The sequence below is a fragment of the Erythrobacter sp. A6_0 genome, from assembly GCF_017744235.1.
In the GTDB taxonomy this organism is placed as follows: Bacteria; Pseudomonadota; Alphaproteobacteria; order Sphingomonadales; family Sphingomonadaceae; genus Qipengyuania.
This window is the reverse complement of record NZ_JAGHQR010000001.1, coordinates 727,335-746,254: the sequence shown is the minus strand read 5'-3', so window position 1 is coordinate 746,254 and position 18,920 is coordinate 727,335. Positions and strand designations below refer to the sequence as shown.

At 63.7% G+C, this 18,920-nt stretch carries 16 protein-coding genes; 14 read left to right on the top strand and 2 right to left on the bottom strand.

Features of this window, described 5'->3' with window-relative positions; translation table 11 throughout:
* Nucleotide 1 precedes the first annotated feature (1 nt).
* On the bottom strand, nt 2-2,326 hold the full coding sequence (locus J7347_RS03735) for a patatin-like protein (protein WP_209160876.1): 2,325 nt from the start codon (nt 2,324-2,326) through the stop codon (nt 2-4).
* Nucleotides 2,327-2,398: 72 nt separating this feature from the next.
* Here J7347_RS03735 and radA point away from each other — a divergent pair, with 72 nt between their 5' ends.
* The 9 genes from radA (at nt 2,399) to J7347_RS03690 (ending at nt 12,704) form a co-directional block, all read left to right on the top strand.
* Nucleotides 2,399-3,766 (top strand): DNA repair protein RadA, encoded by a 1,368-nt coding sequence (gene radA / locus J7347_RS03730; protein ID WP_209160875.1) that lies wholly within the window; start codon nt 2,399-2,401, stop codon nt 3,764-3,766.
* 12 nt (nt 3,767-3,778) lie between these two features.
* On the top strand, nt 3,779-4,312 hold the full coding sequence (locus J7347_RS03725) for a CvpA family protein (protein WP_209160874.1): 534 nt from the start codon (nt 3,779-3,781) through the stop codon (nt 4,310-4,312).
* Nucleotides 4,309-4,746: an iron-sulfur cluster assembly scaffold protein gene (locus tag J7347_RS03720; protein ID WP_209160873.1), complete on the top strand. Its 438-nt coding sequence runs from the start codon at nt 4,309-4,311 to the stop codon at nt 4,744-4,746. The genes J7347_RS03725 and J7347_RS03720 overlap by 4 nt, the downstream gene beginning before the upstream one ends.
* Before the next feature lie 45 nt (nt 4,747-4,791).
* Nucleotides 4,792-6,450 carry an MFS transporter gene (locus J7347_RS03715; protein ID WP_245173781.1) on the top strand — a complete coding sequence of 553 codons (1,659 nt, stop codon included), beginning with the start codon at nt 4,792-4,794 and terminating at the stop codon, nt 6,448-6,450.
* Complete coding sequence (gene alr / locus J7347_RS03710) at nt 6,443-7,495, top strand: alanine racemase (protein WP_209160872.1); 1,053 nt, start codon at nt 6,443-6,445, stop codon at nt 7,493-7,495. The genes J7347_RS03715 and alr overlap by 8 nt, the downstream gene beginning before the upstream one ends.
* Nucleotides 7,496-7,565: 70 nt before the next feature.
* A complete protein-coding gene (phaR, locus tag J7347_RS03705) occupies nt 7,566-8,123 on the top strand; it encodes a polyhydroxyalkanoate synthesis repressor PhaR (RefSeq protein WP_209160871.1) in 558 nt (185 codons plus the stop codon).
* 87 nt (nt 8,124-8,210) lie between these two features.
* Complete coding sequence (proS, locus tag J7347_RS03700; RefSeq protein ID WP_209160870.1) at nt 8,211-9,755, top strand: proline--tRNA ligase; 1,545 nt, start codon at nt 8,211-8,213, stop codon at nt 9,753-9,755.
* A gap of 100 nt (nt 9,756-9,855) precedes the next feature.
* A complete protein-coding gene (rnr, locus tag J7347_RS03695) occupies nt 9,856-12,138 on the top strand; it encodes a ribonuclease R (RefSeq protein ID WP_209160869.1) in 2,283 nt (760 codons plus the stop codon).
* A gap of 50 nt (nt 12,139-12,188) precedes the next feature.
* Nucleotides 12,189-12,704, top strand: coding sequence for a peroxiredoxin-like family protein (locus J7347_RS03690; protein WP_209160868.1), 516 nt, complete (start codon nt 12,189-12,191; stop codon nt 12,702-12,704).
* Between the two features lie 7 nt (nt 12,705-12,711).
* Here the strand turns inward: J7347_RS03690 and J7347_RS03685 are convergent, their stop codons facing one another.
* A complete protein-coding gene (locus J7347_RS03685) occupies nt 12,712-13,164 on the bottom strand; it encodes a universal stress protein (protein WP_067679678.1) in 453 nt (150 codons plus the stop codon).
* Between the two features lie 137 nt (nt 13,165-13,301).
* Here J7347_RS03685 and J7347_RS03680 point away from each other — a divergent pair, with 137 nt between their 5' ends.
* From J7347_RS03680 to J7347_RS03660, 5 genes are read left to right on the top strand one after another with little or no spacing between them, the layout of a single operon-like run.
* Nucleotides 13,302-14,633 carry a pyruvate dehydrogenase complex dihydrolipoamide acetyltransferase gene (locus J7347_RS03680; RefSeq protein ID WP_209160867.1) on the top strand — a complete coding sequence of 444 codons (1,332 nt, stop codon included), beginning with the start codon at nt 13,302-13,304 and terminating at the stop codon, nt 14,631-14,633.
* A gap of 56 nt (nt 14,634-14,689) precedes the next feature.
* The gene (locus J7347_RS03675) at nt 14,690-15,103 is read left to right on the top strand and encodes a hypothetical protein (RefSeq protein WP_209160866.1); all 414 of its coding nucleotides are present in this window, start codon (nt 14,690-14,692) and stop codon (nt 15,101-15,103) included.
* Between the two features lie 3 nt (nt 15,104-15,106).
* Nucleotides 15,107-15,505, top strand: coding sequence for a hotdog domain-containing protein (locus J7347_RS03670; protein WP_209160865.1), 399 nt, complete (start codon nt 15,107-15,109; stop codon nt 15,503-15,505).
* A gap of 8 nt (nt 15,506-15,513) precedes the next feature.
* Nucleotides 15,514-16,929 carry a dihydrolipoyl dehydrogenase gene (lpdA, locus tag J7347_RS03665; RefSeq protein WP_209160864.1) on the top strand — a complete coding sequence of 472 codons (1,416 nt, stop codon included), beginning with the start codon at nt 15,514-15,516 and terminating at the stop codon, nt 16,927-16,929.
* Between the two features lie 31 nt (nt 16,930-16,960).
* Complete coding sequence (locus J7347_RS03660; RefSeq protein WP_209160863.1) at nt 16,961-18,823, top strand: cation:proton antiporter; 1,863 nt, start codon at nt 16,961-16,963, stop codon at nt 18,821-18,823.
* The last annotated feature ends 97 nt before the right edge of the window (nt 18,824-18,920 follow it).

The window sequence follows — 18,920 nt, the reverse complement described above, 5'->3', positions numbered from 1 at the left end:
TCTAGGGCAATCGCGTTCGCACCTCGCTGCGCAATTGTTCGAGCAGCATCGTCGAACACCGCCCCGCCTCGCTTTCCTCGTCGAGGATTGCGAGGAAGGCATCACGCTTGAACGCGTCGCGCGCGGTGCGCGGCAATTTCTCGTCGAGAGTGGAGCATACGATGTCGATCATCCGCTCCGCCCCGTGCAGCCGGCCCCACAGATAGTCGTTTTCGCGATAGGCGCGGCTGAAAAAGGCGCCGAAATTGAAGAATTCGGTGCCGCGCAGGGTCGCCTGTGTGCCGCCTTCGCGGATCGCGGTGGCGTCTTCGGGTGAAATACGATCGACCTTGACCGGATCGAACTCGGTCAGATCCTGATTGCGCAGCAGCGGCAGCGTGGCGATGTCGTAATAGGGAAAGCCCAGATAGGTCAGCAACATCCGGCGCTTGAGATTGCTGGGCATGGCCTGCAGCGCATCGGCCAACATTTCCTCGGCGCGGTCGTCGATCTGGGGCAGGAGCCGCTTTTCCTCCAGCATGTCGAGCACCGTGCCGGGATCGGAGAGGACATCCTCGCTCGCCGCGGCGAATTCCTCGCCCAGCCCGTCGCCGTTCTCGCGCTCGAAATAGAGCGCTAGGATCGCGTAGATTGCTTCGCGGGCCTGCTCCAGCGCATCGTCTTCTATTTCCGGATCGGCCTCCCAGTCGCGGGCCAGTCTGCGCGCGAGAAGCCGCAGACGGCGGATGCGGAAACCGATATCGTGCGCGCGGAAGAAGGCGATCGCTTCGGCATGCGCGCCGCCGCCGGGGGCGGACAGCGAATCGAGCCCACGCCGCGACAATTCCTCGCGCAAAGCCGCTTCGATCGGCTCGGCATCGGGCAGGCCCAGCTTGCTGGTGTTTTCATGCACCAGCTTCGCCAGACGCCCGACGATCGCCGCCGTCTTCGCCTGCGCATAGGCCTGAAAGGTGTAGCCCGCCGTCACCGCAGCCGCCTGTTGCGCGCGCTGGCGCCACGCCTGAAGACGCTTGGGAGTCGGCCGGTCGAAGAATAGCGTCCGCCCGAACAGCGTCTCCACCGCACCTTCCACTTCCGGACGCAGGCGCGTGATGATCAGGCGCAGCCGCATTGCTTCGCGACTTTGCGCCTCCAGCGATTCCAGATTGTCGCGGATCGGCTGTTCGCGCGGAATGGTGCTGAGCGATCCGAATATGGCCGCGAAAAAGCCGACCTTGCGATCGCTTAACCGATCGGGATTCGCAGCCGATCCGGTCCGGTCTGGCCGAGGATCGACATAGACGAAACGGCGATCGACCTCGCGCTGCGCCGGGCGGCCTTGCAGGGCGGCGATGGCACCTTCGAATGGTTTGTTGACCAGCACCGATCCGTCGATGAGCGAGACGCCGTCCACCGTATCGCTGCGCGAATGCACCGGCATGATCCGCTCGAGAAACGCGCCGCGTTCCGGCCAGGACCGGCCGGTCCGCTCCGCCATCGCGTCGATTTCCGCAAGGCGCACCGGCGGGAAGGCGCCGGGAAAGCTGGCCGTGGCGCGCGCCGCAAGGACCAGCTCGATCGTGTTGGCGAGACCGCGGCCTTCCTGCGCGGGCGTCTTAGAGCGAAAGGCGATCGGCATCCGATGCTCGCTTTCCTGCACGACCGGCGGCGAATTCAGCCGCAGCAGCGACAGATGGCCGTGGAAATCGGTCGCGGTCACGAACAGGTCTAGCGGATGGCCGGCAGGCAGCAGTGGCGGTTCGAGCGGCGCGTCTTCCATTGCGGCGAAAGCGGTTTCGAGCAGGTTGGAAAAGCCGCTGCCGCTGAAAGGCGGCTCGAACCAGCGCCCGCGGATCAGGCGGGATACCTTGGTGCGGACTTCCTCGCGCGTTTCGGGTGCGACGCTTTCGCTGACGGCATTGCCCGGCCGGTTGAGAACCCAGCTGGCAAGCGGCTGCGCCCACACTTTCGCAAACCGCCACAGCGGGCGCGCATCGGGATCGGTCAGCTTGTCGACATCGGCATTTTCGAGCCAGAGATCGGTGAGCGGGTCCAGCGACTGGCCGGAATGCACAGCCTGAGCCAGAAAGATAGCATTGATGCCGCCCGCGCTCGCCCCGGTCAGGATATCGGGAAGGACGCGCAGCTTCAGGCCAGCATGGTCGGAAATATGATCCAGAAGGCGGCGATAGACCCGCGCGCTGCCACCCGCACCGGGCCGGGCCGCATCGGCATCGCGGCTCGCGCGGGCAAGATGCCACAGCTCCTTGGTGACGCCGTGCATGTAGACCGCCAGGCTCACCCCGCCATAGCAGACCAGCGCAATCCTGAGTTCCTTCTGACGCATCGCTAGCTGCTGTGCCGTGCAGAAGCCGGTTTGGCAATTGCGTTCCACCTATGTTCCGGGTAACGCGCGCCCATGGCGAAACCCAAGAAACGCTTCATCTGCCAGGCCTGCGGCAGCGTCCACCATCGCTGGCAGGGGCAATGCCCCGATTGCGCGGAATGGAACACGCTGAACGAGGAAGCGCCTGCGACGGTGTTCTCGCAGAAGCACGATCTGTCGAGCGGTGGGCGAGCGGTCGAGTTCGTCGCGCTCGACAAGCCGGGCGAAGTGCCGGTTCGGCAATCGACGGGGCTCGCAGAATTCGACCGCGCTCTCGGCGGCGGCTTGGTGCCGGGATCGGCGATCCTGATGGGCGGCGATCCGGGGATCGGAAAATCGACGCTGCTGTTGCAGGCTACCGCCGCCATCGCGCGTGCTGGGCGGCAATGCGTTTATGTCAGCGGAGAGGAAGCGACCGCGCAGGTGCGCATGCGCGCCTCTCGCCTCGGGCTGGCGGATGCTCCGGTGAAATTGGCCTCCACGACCAGCGTACGCGATATCCTGACTACGCTGGGCGGTATGGAGGCACCGGGCCTCCTCGTCATCGATTCAATCCAGACCATGCATTCCGACACGATCGAAGGCGCGCCCGGAACCGTCAGCCAGGTGCGCGGCTGCGCGTTCGAACTGATCCGATATGCCAAGGAAAACGGTGTCGCGCTTGTGCTCGTCGGGCATGTCACCAAGGATGGCAGCATTGCGGGGCCGCGTGTTCTCGAACACATGGTCGACGTGGTGATGAGCTTCGAAGGCGAGCGCAGCCATCAGTACCGCATTCTGCGCGCGTTGAAGAACCGTTTCGGCGCAGTGGACGAGATCGGCGTGTTCTCGATGGCGCAGGAAGGGCTAGAAGAGGTCGAGAATCCGTCCATGCTGTTCCTGTCGGGGCGACAGGAGCAGTTGGCGGGTAGCGCGGTGTTCCCCGCGATCGAGGGGACGCGGCCCGTCCTGGTCGAGATTCAGGCGCTGATCGTCCGGCTGCAATCGGGCGCCACGCCCCGCCGCGCGGTGGTGGGGTGGGACAATGGCCGCATGGCGATGCTGCTGGCCGTGCTGGAGGCGCGGTGCGGGCTGAATTTCAGCTCGGCGGAAGTCTATCTGAATGTGGCGGGCGGCTATCGCCTGTCCGATCCGGCGGCCGACCTCGCCGTGGCGGCGGCTCTGGTCAGCGCGCTGGCCGACAAACCGCTTCCCCAGCGCAGCGTCTGGCTCGGTGAGGTGTCGCTCGCCGGAGAAATTCGTCCGGTCGCGCATGGCGCCCTGCGTCTGCGCGAAGCGGCCAAACTGGGCTTCGAGCGGGGCTACGGCCCGTCGGAGTTGGACGGCGGTTCGTCGAAATTGAAATATGGCGGGCTTACGCAATTGGCCAATCTCGTTGACCGGATCATGGGCGGGGCATAATCCGGATCGCGTATGACCGGTTTCGACTTTCTTCTACTGGGTATCGTCGGGATTGCCGCGATCGGCGGATTTCAGCGCGGCTTCCTGCAGGAAATCCTGTCACTGGCCGCATGGATCCTGGCGATCTTCGCGATCAAATATCTGCATGTGCCGCTGACCGCCGCGCTGCGCGACTATATCGGCGGCGATATCGCGACCGCCGTGCTGGCCTTCGCGCTGCTGCTGCTGATTCCCTATGCCGCGATGAAGGTCATCGCCAACAATGTCGGCAAGGCGTCGCGCCATTCGGTGCTGGGTCCGATCGACCGTGTGTTGGGCTTCGGGTTCGGCGCGTTGAAGGGCGCGGTGATCGCTGTAATCGGGTTCACTCTGTTGGTTTTGGGTTACGACACTGTCTGGGGCTATGCCGGACGGCCCGACTGGATCGCCAACGCCCGCAGCTACGAATTCGTCGATGCGAGTTCGCGCAGCCTCGCAACCATGGTGGCGGAACGGCGCAAGCGACTTGCGGCTGGGGAAGAAGCGGACGAGACGCCCGCACCATGACCCGTTCGAGTGCGTCGCTCTATTCCCCCGCGATTTTGGCCCTTGCGGTGGAGCTAGCCGATTATCCGATCGAGAAGGAAAGCGCTGTCCGGGCCGAAGCGCGGTCGCGGACCTGCGGCAGCGTCGTCGATCTAAGCGTTTCGCTGGACGACCAACGGCAGATCGCCACGCTGGGCCTGCGCGTGTCGGCCTGCGCGGTCGGCCAAGCTGCCGCGGCGATCTTCGCGAAGGGCGCCATTGGATGCAGCGCGCAGGACATCGCACAGGCCCGTCGCGAGATCGCCCGATGGTTGGCAGGCGAAAGCGACCGCCCGGACTGGCCGCGACTCGAAATGTTAGATCCCGCACTGCCGCATCCGGGCCGCCACGAAGCTATCCTGCTCCCGTGGAAGGCTGCCGAGGAGGCGCTTTTCAACGCTGCCGACGCGCGGTAAGCCTCCCGTCATGCCGCCGGACGAAGCGAGCGGGGGAGGGACAGCATGGCCACGCAAATCGGTTCCACGGAAAGCGGCGCGCCGACGCCTCCGATGCAGCGCGAGCCGACCGAGAAGGAAATCCGCCTCGTCATCGCGGCGAGCAGCGCGGGCACCATCTTCGAATGGTACGATTTCTTCATCTACGGCACGCTTGCGGCCCTGATCGGCGCGGCCTTCTTTCCGAGCGATAACGAGACGCTGCAATTGCTGCTGGTCTGGGCGGGATTTGCAGTCGGTTTCGGTTTCCGGCCCTTGGGCGCGATCCTATTCGGATATCTCGGCGACCGGCTCGGCCGAAAATATACGTTTCTCGTCACCGTCACTCTGATGGGCGTCGCGACCGCCGGAGTCGGACTGATCCCCAGCGCGGCGACAATCGGGATTGCCGCGCCGATCATCGTCATCCTGTTCCGCATCCTGCAGGGCCTTGCGCTCGGCGGAGAATATGGCGGGGCGGCAATCTACGTCGCCGAGCATGCGCCGCCCGAAAAGCGCGGCTTCTACACCAGCTTCATCCAGGCCAGCGTGGTCGGTGGCTTCGTCCTGTCGATCATCGTCGTGATCGCGTGCCGCGCTCTGATCCCGGCGGACGAGTTCGCGGCATGGGGCTGGCGCCTGCCCTTCCTGCTCTCGATCGTCCTGCTCGGCATATCGCTGTGGATGCGTCTGAAACTGTCGGAGAGCCCGGTATTCCAAGCGATGAAGGCTGCGGGCGAGACGAGTTCGAACCCGTTCAAGGAAAGCCTGACCTATCCCGGCAATCCTAAGCGCATCTTCGTGGCGCTGTTCGGGATCACCGGCGTGCTGACGACCATCTGGTACACCGCCTTCTTTTCCGGCCTTAGTTTCTTGCGCGGTCCCATGCGAGTTGAGGAGAGCGCGGTCGAATGGATGCTGCTCGCCGCTGGAGCCATTTCTATGGGGTTCTACATCGTGGTCGGCAAATGGTCCGACCGGGTGGGGCGCAAGAAGCCGATCGTCATCGGGGCGCTCGCTTCGCTGTTTCTGCTGTTCCCGGTGTTCTGGGGCATCGGGGCGCTCGCGAACCCTGCGCTGAACGACAGCGCACGGGCCGCGCCCGTCGCAGTGAGTGGCGCGGCCTGCACCTACGATCCTTTCGCCGAGGTACAGGGCAGCCAATGCGGACGCGTCTTGCAGGATTTGACCTCGCTCGGTGTTCCCTACAATATTGGTGGGAGCGATAGCGACCTGCGGATCGGCGAAGCGAGCTTCGACTATTCCGCCCTCTCCGAAGGCGATCGCCGGGCGACGATCCAGGCCTGGCTCGAATCGCAGGGGTATGATTTCGAGCGTCAGACTCCTCCGCTGGCGAACATCCTCGGCATTGTCGGCCTTTTGCTGGTGCTCGGCATGCTCTCCGCGCTGACGTACGGATCGGTCGCGGCGCTGCTTACCGAGATGTTCCCGGCGCGCATCCGCTACAGTTCGATGTCGATCCCCTATCACATCGGGGCGGGCTATCTCGGCGGCTTCCTGCCGCTGATCGCGAGCTATATCGTGGCGATGACCGGGAACGCCTATTCGGGCCTGTGGTACACATGGGGCGTGGTCGCGTTCGGATTGTTGGTCGCGTGGTGGGGCCTGCCGAGCGGGCCGCCCCAGGATTTCGAAGAAGCGGATTTTAAAGATACTAATGCCTGACCTGCCGCCGCCCACCCTGCGGCTCACCGTCGATACCGATGCGCTGGCGCGAAATTGGCGCAGTCTCGATGCGCTGAGCGGCCCGGCACGCGCGGGCGCGGCGGTGAAGGCGGATTGTTACGGGCTCGGCGTCGACACCTGCGTCCCCGTCCTGCGCGATGCGGGCGCGCGGAATTTCTTCGTCGCGCATTGGGGCGAGGTCCCTCCGGTCCTGCGCCATGTGCCGCCCGAACAGGTCGCGGTGCTGCACGGCGTCGTCACAAGCGAGGAGGCCGAATATGCGCGCGCGAGCGGCGTGCTGCCGGTGATCGACAGTGTAAGACAGGCGGAAATCTGGCTTTCGGCAGGGGGCGGACCGTGCCACCTGATGGTGGATACCGGCATCAACCGCCTCGGCATCCGGCCCGACGAGGCGGAAAGCGAGACGATCCGCAAATTAGAGGTGGAGGCGATACTCTCCCACCTTGCCTGCGCCGACGAGGACAGCGCGATGAATGCGCGGCAGCGTGACGCATTCGAAAGCGTGCGCCAGCGCATTCCGCACAAGATCGCGAGCCTTGCCAACAGCGCCGGGATCGCTCTCGGGTCGGACTATCGCTACGATGTCACTCGCCCCGGCCTCGCGCTTTATGGCGGGGTGCCGCGTCGCGAACTCGCAGACACCATCCGCCCGGTCGCCGGGATCGAAGCGCGGCTGATCGCCGTTCGCGATCTCGAAGAGGGGGAGATGGTTGGCTACAACGCGCTGTTCGAAGCGCCCCGTGCCATGCAAATCGGGATCGTCTCGCTCGGCTATGCGGATGGAATCCTGCGCGCCTGGGCTGAAGCGGCACTCGCGCATGAGGGCAGGCGGCTTCCGATACTGGGGCGTATTTCGATGGATATGATCGCGATAGATCTGACCGAAACGCCCGAGCTCGAAGAAGGAGACTGGGTCACCCTGCCTTACGATCTGCCGCAGGCGGCGAAGCAGACCGGCCTCTCCCAGTACGAACTGCTGACGCTGCTCGGCGATCGCTTCGAGCGGAAATCCAGCTTGACGTAGGCGTCATATTGCATCGCAACTTGTGCGGCTGCTAAGTCGATTGGACGTAGCTCTGAAGGATCGCAACGAAATGGCCAAGAACCGCAAGGAAGGCGATCCGATCGTCGTCAAGAAATACGCCAATCGTCGGCTCTACAATACCGACACCTCGAGCTACATCACGCTTGACGATCTAGCGACGATGGTGCGCGACAACACCGATTTCCAGGTTGTGGATGCAAAGACGGGCGAGGATATCACGCACGCCATCCTGACGCAGATCATCGTCGATCAGGAAGCGTCGGGCGGCGAACAGATGCTGCCCGTCAGCTTCCTGCGCGATCTCATTTCGATGTACGGCAATTCGATGCAGTCCATGATGCCGAGCTATCTCGAAGCGAGCATGGCCAGCTTCCGCAAGAACCGCGAACAATTGCACGAAGCCTTCCAGAAGGGGATCGCCGCAAACCCCTTCGCCAAGCTGGCCGAAACCAATCTGAAGATGATGCAGGGTGCGGCGCAGGCCTGGATCCCGGGAAGCCAAGCCAAGGCGCCGTCCCAGGGACCGGCCACTCAGACCGACGAACTCGCCGAAATGCGCGCCCAGATGGCAGCGATGCAGAAGAAACTGGACGAGATGGACCGCTAGGGCAGGGCGCGCGCCGCTCCGTCTCGACACTCGCCTCTCTCCCCGGCTAAGGGCGCGATCCCGACTCTTTTCGAAGGACGCTTACCCTTGGCCCAGATCCGCCACGCACTGACCACCAAACGCGCCGACGACTTCGCCGCCTGGTATCAGGAGGTGATCGGCGCCGCCGACATGGCCGAGGAATCGGGCGTGCGCGGCTGCATGGTCATCAAGCCGTGGGGCTACGGCATCTGGGAGCGGTTGCAGCGCCTGCTCGACGACCGGATCAAGGAAACGGGGCACGACAATGCCTATTTCCCCCTGTTCATCCCGCTTGCCAATTTCGAGCGCGAGGCGGAGCATGTCGACGGTTTCGCCAAGGAAATGGCGGTCGTCACGCATCACCGCCTGATTGCCGGGCCCGATGGCGGGCTGATCCCGGATCCCGAAGCCAAGCTCGAAGAACCACTCGTCGTTCGCCCAACAAGCGAAACGATCATCGGCGATGCCATGGCGCGCTGGGTCCAGAGCTGGCGCGACCTGCCCCTGAAGCTCAACCAATGGGCCAATGTCGTGCGCTGGGAAATGCGCACCCGGATGTTCCTGCGCACGGCCGAATTTCTCTGGCAGGAGGGCCACACCGCGCACGAGACCGAGGCGGAGGCGAAAGAGCACACCCTGCGGATGCTCGAGGTCTATCGCCAGTGTGCCGAAGAGGATCTGGCGCTCCCCGTGATCGCGGGCGAGAAGCCGGAGAACGAGCGTTTCCCCGGCGCTGTCGAGACCTGGTCGATCGAAGCGATGATGCAGGACGGCAAGGCGCTCCAGGCCGGGACCAGCCATTATCTCGGCACGAATTTTTCGGCTGCGAGCGGGATCAAATTCCAGAACCGCGAGGGCAGCGAAACATTGGCCCATACCACCAGCTGGGGCGTCTCCACCCGCATGATCGGCGGCATGATCATGGCGCATGGCGACGATGACGGTCTGCGCGTTCCGCCGCGCCTCGCCCCGTGGCAGGTCGTGATCCTGCCCATGCTGCGCGACAATGACGAGGATGCCGCGCTGATCGATTATTGCGAGGGGCTGCGCGCCACGCTCGCCGGGCAGCATGTGCTTGGCGAGAAGTTGCGCGTATTGCTCGATACGAAACCGGGCAAGGCGGCAGCCAAGCGCTGGGACTGGGTGCGCAAGGGCGCGCCGGTCATCGTCGAAGTCGGTGGGCGAGACATGCAGAACGGCGTGGTATCGATGCTGCGCCGCGACCGTTTGTGGGACAAGAATTCGGGCAAGCCTGCCTTCGAAGCGCCGACCCGCGAGATCGCCGGGCAGACCATCCCCGATGTGCTCGCCGATATGCAGGCCGCGCTGCTGACCGAAGCCCGCGACCGGCGCGAGGCCAATATAACGCGCGGCGTCGACAGCTACGACGCAGTGGAAGCGCATTTCAATTCGGACGCGAAATATCCCGGCTGGGTCGAAGTCCAATGGTCGAAACCGACCGGGGCGGCGCTCGATCAGGTGGTCGAGCGGTTGAAGGCACTGAAGCTGACGATCCGCAACGTGCCCACGGATGCCGCGCCTGCCGATGGAGCGTGCATCTTTACCGGCGATCCTGCGGTCGAACGGATCTTACTGGCTCGCGCGTACTAAGCGCCGACTGGCGAGATACGGGGCAGGGGTGGGAAAATGCGCCCACCTGCCCCATATCGGGCCCATGACAAAACAGAACAAGAACCGGCAGCATAAAGGCATGCCGAGCAAAGAACAAATTCTCGAATTCATCCAGACCTCCGAGACCCCCGCTGGAAAGCGTGAGATCGCCAAGGCCTTCGGTCTCAAGGGACAGGAGAAGATCACGCTCAAAAAGCGCTTGAAGGACATGGCCGAAGAAGGCCTGATCGATGGCAAGCGCACAGCCTATCACCGGATGGGCGGCGTACCGAAGGTAACCGTTCTCAAGGTGGTCGAGATCGACGACGGCGAGGTCTTCGCCGAGCCTGAGAACTGGAACCCCGATAGCGACGAAAAGCCGCCGCGCCTGCTCGTTAAAGAGTCCAAGAAGATGGCGGCGCTCAAGCGCGGCGATCGCGTTCTGGCGCGCAACGAGGAAACCGAGCGCGGCTGGCGCGCCACGCCGATCAAGAAGCTCCCCGCTCGCAGCGAAGGCCTCATGGGCGTCGTCGAGTTCGACGGGGGCGGCAAACCCTGGCTCGCGCCCGTGGACAAACGAGTGCGCAATTCCTCGCCGATTTCCGATCTCGGCGGCGCGGAGGAGGGCGAACTCGTCCTCGCCGAACGCACCGGCAAATCGCAGCGCGCAGGCGTGAAGGTGGTCGAAGTGATCGGCGATCCCCTGGCACCCAAAAGCTTCAGCCTGATCGCCATCGCCAAGCACGGCATCCCGCACATCTTCCCCGAAGAGGCGATGGCCGAGGCGGAGCGTGCGGTCGATCTGCCCCTGTCGGAAGACAAGCGCGAAGATCTGCGCGATGTCCCCATCGTCGCCATCGACCCCGCCGATGCGCGCGACCACGACGATGCGATCTGGGCGGAGCCGGACGGAAACGGCGGCTACAAGGCTATCGTCGCCATTGCCGACGTGTCCTATTACGTGCGCCCCGGCGGTGCGCTCGACCGTGAGGCGAGAAAACGCGGCAATTCTGTCTACTTCCCCGACCGGGTTGTGCCGATGCTGCCCGAAGTGTTGAGCGCCGATGTCTGCTCTCTCGTCGAGGAGCAGGACCGCGCGGCAATGGCCTGCCACATGACGATCTCGTCCGACGGCAAGATCACCGATTGGCGCTTCACTCGCGCGATCGTGCGATTGGCGGCGAATGTCGCCTACGAAGACGCCCAGAAAGCCATCGATGACGGATCGGCGGACAAGACGCTTCAGGATCTCTGGGGTGCCTGGAAGCTGCTCTACAAGGCGCGTCAGGCGCGTGATCCGCTCGACCTCGATCTGCCCGAGCGGCAGGTACGACTGAACGATGAAGGGGTGATCGAGGAGATCGCCGTACGCGAACGGCTCGACGCGCACCGCGTGGTCGAAGATTTCATGATCGCCGCCAATGTCGCTGCGGCAAAGGCGCTGGAAGCGAAGAAGGCTCCGGTCGTCTACCGCGTTCACGAACAGCCGAGCCGCGAGAAGCTCTCCGCCTTCAAGGAGTATCTCGAAAGCCAGGGCCGCAGCTTCGCGCTGGGGCAGGTCATCACGCCCGGCCTCTTCAACCGCATGCTTAAAGACGTGTCCGACCCGGCGGAAAAGGCGCTAATCATGGAAGCCGTCCTGCGCAGCCAGACACAGGCCTATTACGGGCCGGCCAATGCCGGGCATTTCGGGCTTTCCCTGGGCAGCTACGCCCACTTCACCTCACCGATCCGCCGCTATGCCGATCTTTTGGTCCATCGCTCGCTGGTGGATGCCTACAAGCTCGAACAGCCCAAAACGAAGCTCGACCTACCTGAAGCTACGGGTTTGTCGGACCGTGACAGAACCGCGCTCGGCAATATCACCGATGCGATCAGCCAGACCGAACGCCGCGCGATGGAAGCGGAGCGCGACACGGTCGACCGCTATGTCGCCGCCTGGCTTTCGGGCCGCGTCGGGGAAACGTTCGACACCCGCATCACCGGTGTTCAGGGGTTCGGCTTCTTCGCCACGATCGACAAGCTCGGCGGCGATGGGCTGGTCCCGGTCAGCACGCTGGGCAGGGAATATTTCCGTTACGACGAAGCGGCGCAGAAGCTGATCGGCGAGAGCAGCGGCACGGAATACGCCGTGGGGGACCGACTGAAGCTGAAGCTTGCCGAAGCAAATGCTTTGACCGGCGCGCTCAAATTCGAAGTGCCCGAAAGCGATGGCGAACGGATCGAGAAGCGGGGCGATCGTCCGCCGCCGAAGAAATCGCATCGCAAGGGTCCGGGCAAAGGCCCAAGCAAAGGCACTGGCGCGCCGCGTCAGAAACATGCGCAGGGCCAGCGCGGGCGCCCGAAGAACATTCGCCACCAGGGGCGCGGCAAGAAGAAATGACGGAACGGGGACGGGCACCCGGCCATTGAAGAGCAAAGGAGATTTCACCGATGCTCAAGCCCGGCCAGCCCGTTCCCGCACTCGACCTGCCGCTCACGATCGAGGCGCGCTTCGAACTCGAAAAGCAGGATCCCGAGAATTTCACGATGCTCGTGTTCTATCGCGGCAAGCATTGCCCGATCTGCAAGAAATACCTTACCGAACTCGGCGGCAAGCTCGACGAGTTCACGGACAAGGGCATCAACGTTTTCGCGATCTCGATGGACAGTCCCGAACGGGCGGCGGTGAGCCATGAGGAGTGGGACACGCACGATCTCCCGCTCGCCCACTCACTGAGCGAGGAAAAGGCGCGCGAATACGGCCTCTACATTTCCGAAAAGCGCGAAGGGAGCGAGGAGCCGGACATGTTTTCGGAACCCGGCCTGTTCGTGGTCAAGCCGGACGGCACCTTGCATTTTGCCGTCGTCCAGAGTGCGCCGTTCACGCGGCCCGATCTCGACGATCTGCTCGAAGGGCTGATGTTCACGGTGGACAAGGGCTATCCGACGCGCGGCACCCTGACCTGATCCGGCGTCAGGCCAACCGGTCGACCGCTTCGGTGTCGAGGCCGCCCGGCACGATATAAAGCGGGCAGGGCAGGCTGCCCGCATCGTGGGCAAAATGGGTGATCAGCGGGCCGGGGCCACCTTCGCGATTGGCGCCGAGGACGAGGGCGGCGATGTCCTCGCGCTCGTTCAGGTAATTACGCACGACCTCCTGCGGGTTCCCGCTGCGCACCGCGATCTGGGGCATCTTGCCGCTTTCGGCGAAGATGTTTCCAGCGGCGGAATTGGCCATCACTTCGGCGCGATCCTTGGCCTCCTGCTCGATCGTCGCCTGCACCGCGCCGAACGCGTTGAAGTTCTGCCGGGGCACCAGCGCCAGGATGTGCACCGCACCGCCGGTGCGCGCGGCGCGCAGGCTGGCGAAGCGCAGGGCAATCTTCGCTTCGTCGGTCTCGTCCATCACGACCAGATAATTGCGCATCGGTCCCCTTCCCCTCGTGCCGGCGCGTATCCGGTAAATTCGTATTCACCGCAAGGGCCTTGCGGGTCCTGCCCGGTTTGGGCAGAGGAGCAGCGAACCGAACCGTCAGCTTCCCGCGCGAGGACGTAGCGTAAAACATGCCCACTCCGATCAAGATGCCCGCTCTGTCGCCCACCATGGAGGAAGGCACCCTCGCGCGCTGGCTGATCAAACCGGGCGACAAGGTGTCCGCCGGGGACATCATGGCCGAGATCGAGACCGACAAGGCGACGATGGAATTTGAAGCGGTCGACGAAGGCACGCTCGCGTCCATTGCGGTGGAAGAGGGTAGCGAAGGCGTCAAGGTCGGCACTGTTATCGCCATGCTCGCCGAAGAAGGCGAAGACGTGGACGAAGCGGCGAAGGCATCACCCGCCGGCGGCGAAAGCGCCGAACAGGCTCGCGAGGAAAAGGTCGAGGAAGAGGAGCGGCGCACCGAAGAGGCGCCTTCGACGCCGACGAACTCCTCGCCGGCCCCGACCGCCTCGGTTTCGACGAATTCCGCTCCCGCACCTTCGGGCGATCGCATCGTGGCCTCGCCGCTTGCCAAGCGTATCGCCGAACAGAAGGGGCTCGATCTCTCAGGAGTGCAGGGCAGCGGCCCGAACGGTCGGATCGTGAAGGCCGATGTCGAGAATGCCGAGCCGGGCAAAGGAGCAGTAAAGGACGCCGCGCGGAGCGACAAGGCGATGGAAGCCCCGAAGACGCCTGCGAAGACGCCTGCGGAAAGCGAGTTCGGCGCGCCCTACGAAGCGCAGAAGCTGAACAATGTTCGCAAGGTGATCGCGCGCCGTCTGACCGAAGCGAAGCAGACCATTCCGCATATCTATCTGACCGTGGACGTGCGCCTCGATGCATTGTTGAAGCTGCGCAGCCAGCTGAACGCTTCGCTGGAAGTGGACGGGATCAAGCTATCGGTCAACGATCTGCTGATCAAGGCCCTCGCTCGCGCATTGGCGCGGGTGCCTTCCTGCAATGTCAGCTTCCAGGGTGACGAGCTGCATCAGTATACCCGTCAGGACATCTCGGTCGCCGTTGCCGCGCCGAGCGGCCTGATCACGCCGATCGTGGTCGATGCGGGGCGCAAGGGCTTGGCCCAGATATCCACCGAGATGAAGGAGCTCGCTGGCAAGGCGCGCGACGGCAAATTGCAACCGCACGAATATCAAGGCGGCACGGCTTCGCTCTCCAATCTGGGCATGTTCGGCACCAAGCAATTCGACGCGGTCATCAATCCGCCGCAGGCGATGATCCTGGCGGTCGGCGCCGGCGAACAGCGGCCCCATGTTATCGACGGCGCACTGGGCGTCGCCACTGTGATGAGCGCCACCGGCAGCTTCGACCACCGCGCCATCGACGGCGCAGACGGTGCTGCGCTGATGCAGGCGTTCCAGCAATTGGTCGAGAATCCAATGGGGCTGGTGGTTTGAGCCATCGGCACGGCTTGATTGGATTTTCGACGGGGGCTTTCGCTCTGCTTCTTTCCTTGTCCGCCTGCAGCGATCGCGATGGGCCGCGCGGCGAATATGGCGCAAGCGACGATGCCCCGCAGATTCGGGCCGCGCCCAGCGCGCGCCGGGTGCAAATCGGGTTCGACGGGCCGCGCTTCGATGCCTGCGCCAGCTTCGGCCGGGTGACCAATCTCGGCGCGGATGGGCAAAGTCTCCCAGTGCTTGCCGCGCCTGCGGGCAGTGCCGAAGTGATCGACCGTATTGAGGCCGGACGCGGTGTCTCCATGTGCCAGAAGGTCGGCGACTGGATGGGCGTTGTCTATGCGCCCGATGCGGACGACCCGATCGATTGCGGCACCGGATCGCCGGTGCCGACGCGCCGAGCCTATGAAGGCCCTTGCCGTTCGGGCTGGGTCGATGAAGATTTCCTCAAACTGGTGGCCGGATAATCCATGCCCGATCGTTCTCCCCTTATTCGCGTCACCGCCATGCCAAACGACACCAACCCGTATGGCGGCGTTTTCGGTGGCTGGTTGATGAGCCAGATGGCGCTCGGCGCGGGATCGCTCGCAAGCCGCACGGGCGAGGGCAAGGCGGTAGTCGTCTCGGCAACGGATTTCGGCTTTCCCGGCGCGATGCAGGTGGGGGACGAATTGTCCGTCTATGGCGAGGTGACCGAAACGGGCACCACTTCGCTCACCATCGCAGTCGAAGCCGTTGCGCGCACTCGCAATGGCGCGGCGGAAACCATGGTCGCGCAAGGCACGTTCAAATTCGTCCTGCTCGACGACGACGACAAGCCGCGTCCGGTTCGGATGGCCGGCCAGGCGGCCCTTTCGGCTAACGATTAGAGAGATTTATGGCTTACACTTCCTACGACGTCATCGTTCTCGGCTCCGGCCCCGGCGGCTATGTCGCGGCGATCCGCTGCGCGCAGCTGGGGCTAAAGACCGCCATCGTGGAGCGCGAATTGCTTGGCGGGATCTGCCTCAACTGGGGCTGCATCCCGACCAAGGCGCTTCTGCGCTCGGCCGAGATCATGCATTTTGCGAAACATGCCGAGGATTACGGCCTGAAGATCGCAGGCGAGATCGAGGCAGATCTCGACGCGGTCGTGAAGCGCAGCCGCGGCGTCGCGAAGCAGCTCAATCAGGGCGTCACGCACCTGATGAAGAAGAACAAGATCGCGGTCCATATGGGCGAAGGCACGCTGACCGGGCCGACCTCTCTGACCGTCAAGGGGGAGAAGGGCGAAGAGAAGCTCACCGCCAAGCACGTGATCGTCGCCACGGGAGCGCGTGCGCGCGATCTGCCCTTCGCCAAGGCGGACGGTAAGCGGGTGTGGACCTATCGCCACGCGATGACGCCGAACGAAATGCCGACCAAGCTGCTGGTCATCGGATCGGGCGCCATCGGAATCGAGTTCGCGAGCTTCTACAACGACATGGGCGTGGACGTGACCGTGGTCGAAATGCTCGACCGGATCGTGCCTGTCGAGGACAAAGACGTCAGCGCCTTTCTCGAAAAGAGCCTGACTAAGCAAGGCATGACGATCATGACCGGCGCAGGCGTCGAGGACATCAAGGTGTCCGGCACCGGCGTGAAGGCCAAGATCAAGGGCAAGGACGGCAAGGTCACGGAGACCGAATTTAGCCACTGCATCACCGCCATCGGCATCGTCCCGAATACCGAGAATATCGGCGTCGAGAAGCTGGCGGAGATGGATCGCGGATTCATCCAGATCGATCCCTATGGTCGTACCAAGTCTAAGGGCCTTTGGGCCATCGGCGATTGCACCCCCGGCCCGTGGCTGGCGCACAAGGCGAGCCACGAAGGCGTCACCTGTGCAGAAGCGATCGCGAAGGAACTTGGCAACAAGGACGTCCATCCGCATCCGCTCGACCGCAACAACATTCCGGGCTGCACCTACTGCCACCCGCAAATCGCCAGCGTCGGCCTGACCGAGGCGAAAGCCAAGGAAGCGGGCCACGAGGTGAAGGCGGGCACGTTCCCCTTCATCGGCAATGGCAAGGCGATCGCGCTGGGCGAAGCGGAAGGCTTCGTGAAGACCGTTTTCGACGCCAAGACCGGCGAATTGCTGGGCGCCCACATGGTCGGCGCAGAAGTGACCGAGATGATTCAGGGCTTCGTTGTCGGCAAGACGCTGGAAACGACCGAGGCGGAGCTGATGAACACGGTGTTCCCGCACCCGACAATTTCGGAATCCATGCATGAAAGCGTGCTGGCAAGTTACGGACGAGCGCTTCACATCTGAACCGCGCTGACGCTGCATTGGGGAAGGCGCATTGACCGGTTTTCTGATCCTCGCCTTTCTCATTCTGGTGGCCAGCGTTGCCGCCGTTCCACTGGCGAGCCGGTTCGGCCTCGGCTCTGTGCTGGGCTATCTGCTCGCTGGCATGGCGATCAGCCCACTGCTCGCGACATTGCGCGTGGATGTCGAAGCCTTGCAGGTCTTCGCCGAATTCGGCGTGGTAATGATGCTCTTCATCGTCGGGCTCGAACTCGAACCCAAGCGTTTGTGGGAAATGCGCGGCAAGCTGTTCGGTCTCGGTGGAGGGCAGGTGCTCCTGACGACGCTCGCCATAGCCAGCATCGCTCTGCTCGACGACCAGCCCTGGCGCACCGCGCTCGCCATCGGGATGGTGCTCGCATTGTCCTCCACTGCCATCATCATCCAGACGCTGACCGAGAAGAATCTGATGCGCTCCGAAGGGGGCGAGGCGAGCTTCAGCGTCTTGCTGGTGCAGGATGTGGCGGTGATCCCGATCCTTGCGCTGCTGCCCTTCCTCGCCATGCCGGAATTGCTGGATGCGACGAGCGCGCATGCCGGGGAGGCGGCGCATCACGGCGGGATCGACCTGACCGCCGCGATGCCGGTTTGGATGGCTGCCTTGGCGCGGATCGTGGCAGTCGGCGCGGTCATCGCCATCGGGATTTATGCGATCCGCCCGCTGTTCCGGTATATCGCCGCGGCAAATCTGCGCGAGTTGTTTACCGCCGCCGCTCTAGTCGTCGTGATCGGGATCGCGCTTCTCATGTCGCTTGTGGGCCTCAGCCCCGCGCTGGGCGCTTTCCTCGCCGGTGTCGTCCTGGCGACCAGCGAATACCGGCACGAGCTGGAAAGCGATATCAACCCGTTCAAAGGGCTTCTGCTCGGGCTATTCTTCATCACGGTCGGTGCGGGAATCGACTTTACCCTCGCGGGCGACATCTGGCCGACCGTACTGTTTTGGGCGCTGGTCACGATCGCCGCGAAAATGCTCGTTCTCCTGGCGGTGGGCTGGCTCTACGGATTGCGAAAGCAGGCGCTTTGGCTGTTTGCGCTCAGCCTCCCGCAAGCGGGCGAGTTCGCCTTCGTCCTCATATCTTTCGGCATCGCCAACGCCGTCTTCGACACTGCGCTCGCAGATCTGATGCTGCTGGTCGTCGCGCTGACCATGTTGATGACGCCCCTTTTGTTCATCTTCTACGACAAGGTTGTGGCGCACGCCTATTGCGAGAGGGACGAGCGCGAGGCGGACGCGATCGAGGAAGAGAACCCCGTCATCATCGCCGGGCGCGGTCGGATAGGCGGGATCGTCGATCGGATGCTGCAGGCAGCCGGCTATTCCACGACGGTGATCGACTACGATTCGCATCAGCTCGAGATCGTGCGCAAATTCGGCTTCCGCACCTATTTCGGCGATGCGACCCGCCCGGACCTGCTTGCCTCGGCGGGAATCGCGCAGGCCAAGCTGCTGGTCGTGGCGCTGGATGAGCGCGAGCAGATCGACAGACTGGTGCGTTACGCCATCAAGAACTATCCCGATCTTCACATTCTCGCCCGCGCGATCGATCGCAATCACGTTTACGAATTATGGGCTTATGGCTGTCGCGACATCGTACGCGAGACCTATGACAGCTCGCTGCGCATGGGCCGTTCCGCTTTCGAAGCGCTAGGCATGGACGAAGACCAGGCCAAAGCTGCGGCGGACGCTTTCGAGGAGATGGACCGCAGCACGATGGTGGATATCGCGAACCTCTATAGGCTCGACATGCCTTACCACGAAAACGAAGCGCTGATCGCGCGCGTTCGCGAATTGCGTTCCGAGTGGGACCCGATCCTGCGCGAACAGATGGACACGATCCTGCGCAAGGGGCCACATTGATCGCGACTGCACTCGACTGGGCGCTGCTCCCCGGCATTTCGGCGCTTCGCCAGAAAAGATCGGTGCCCTGACGCGCCCTCATGCGTTGTTAGGGAGA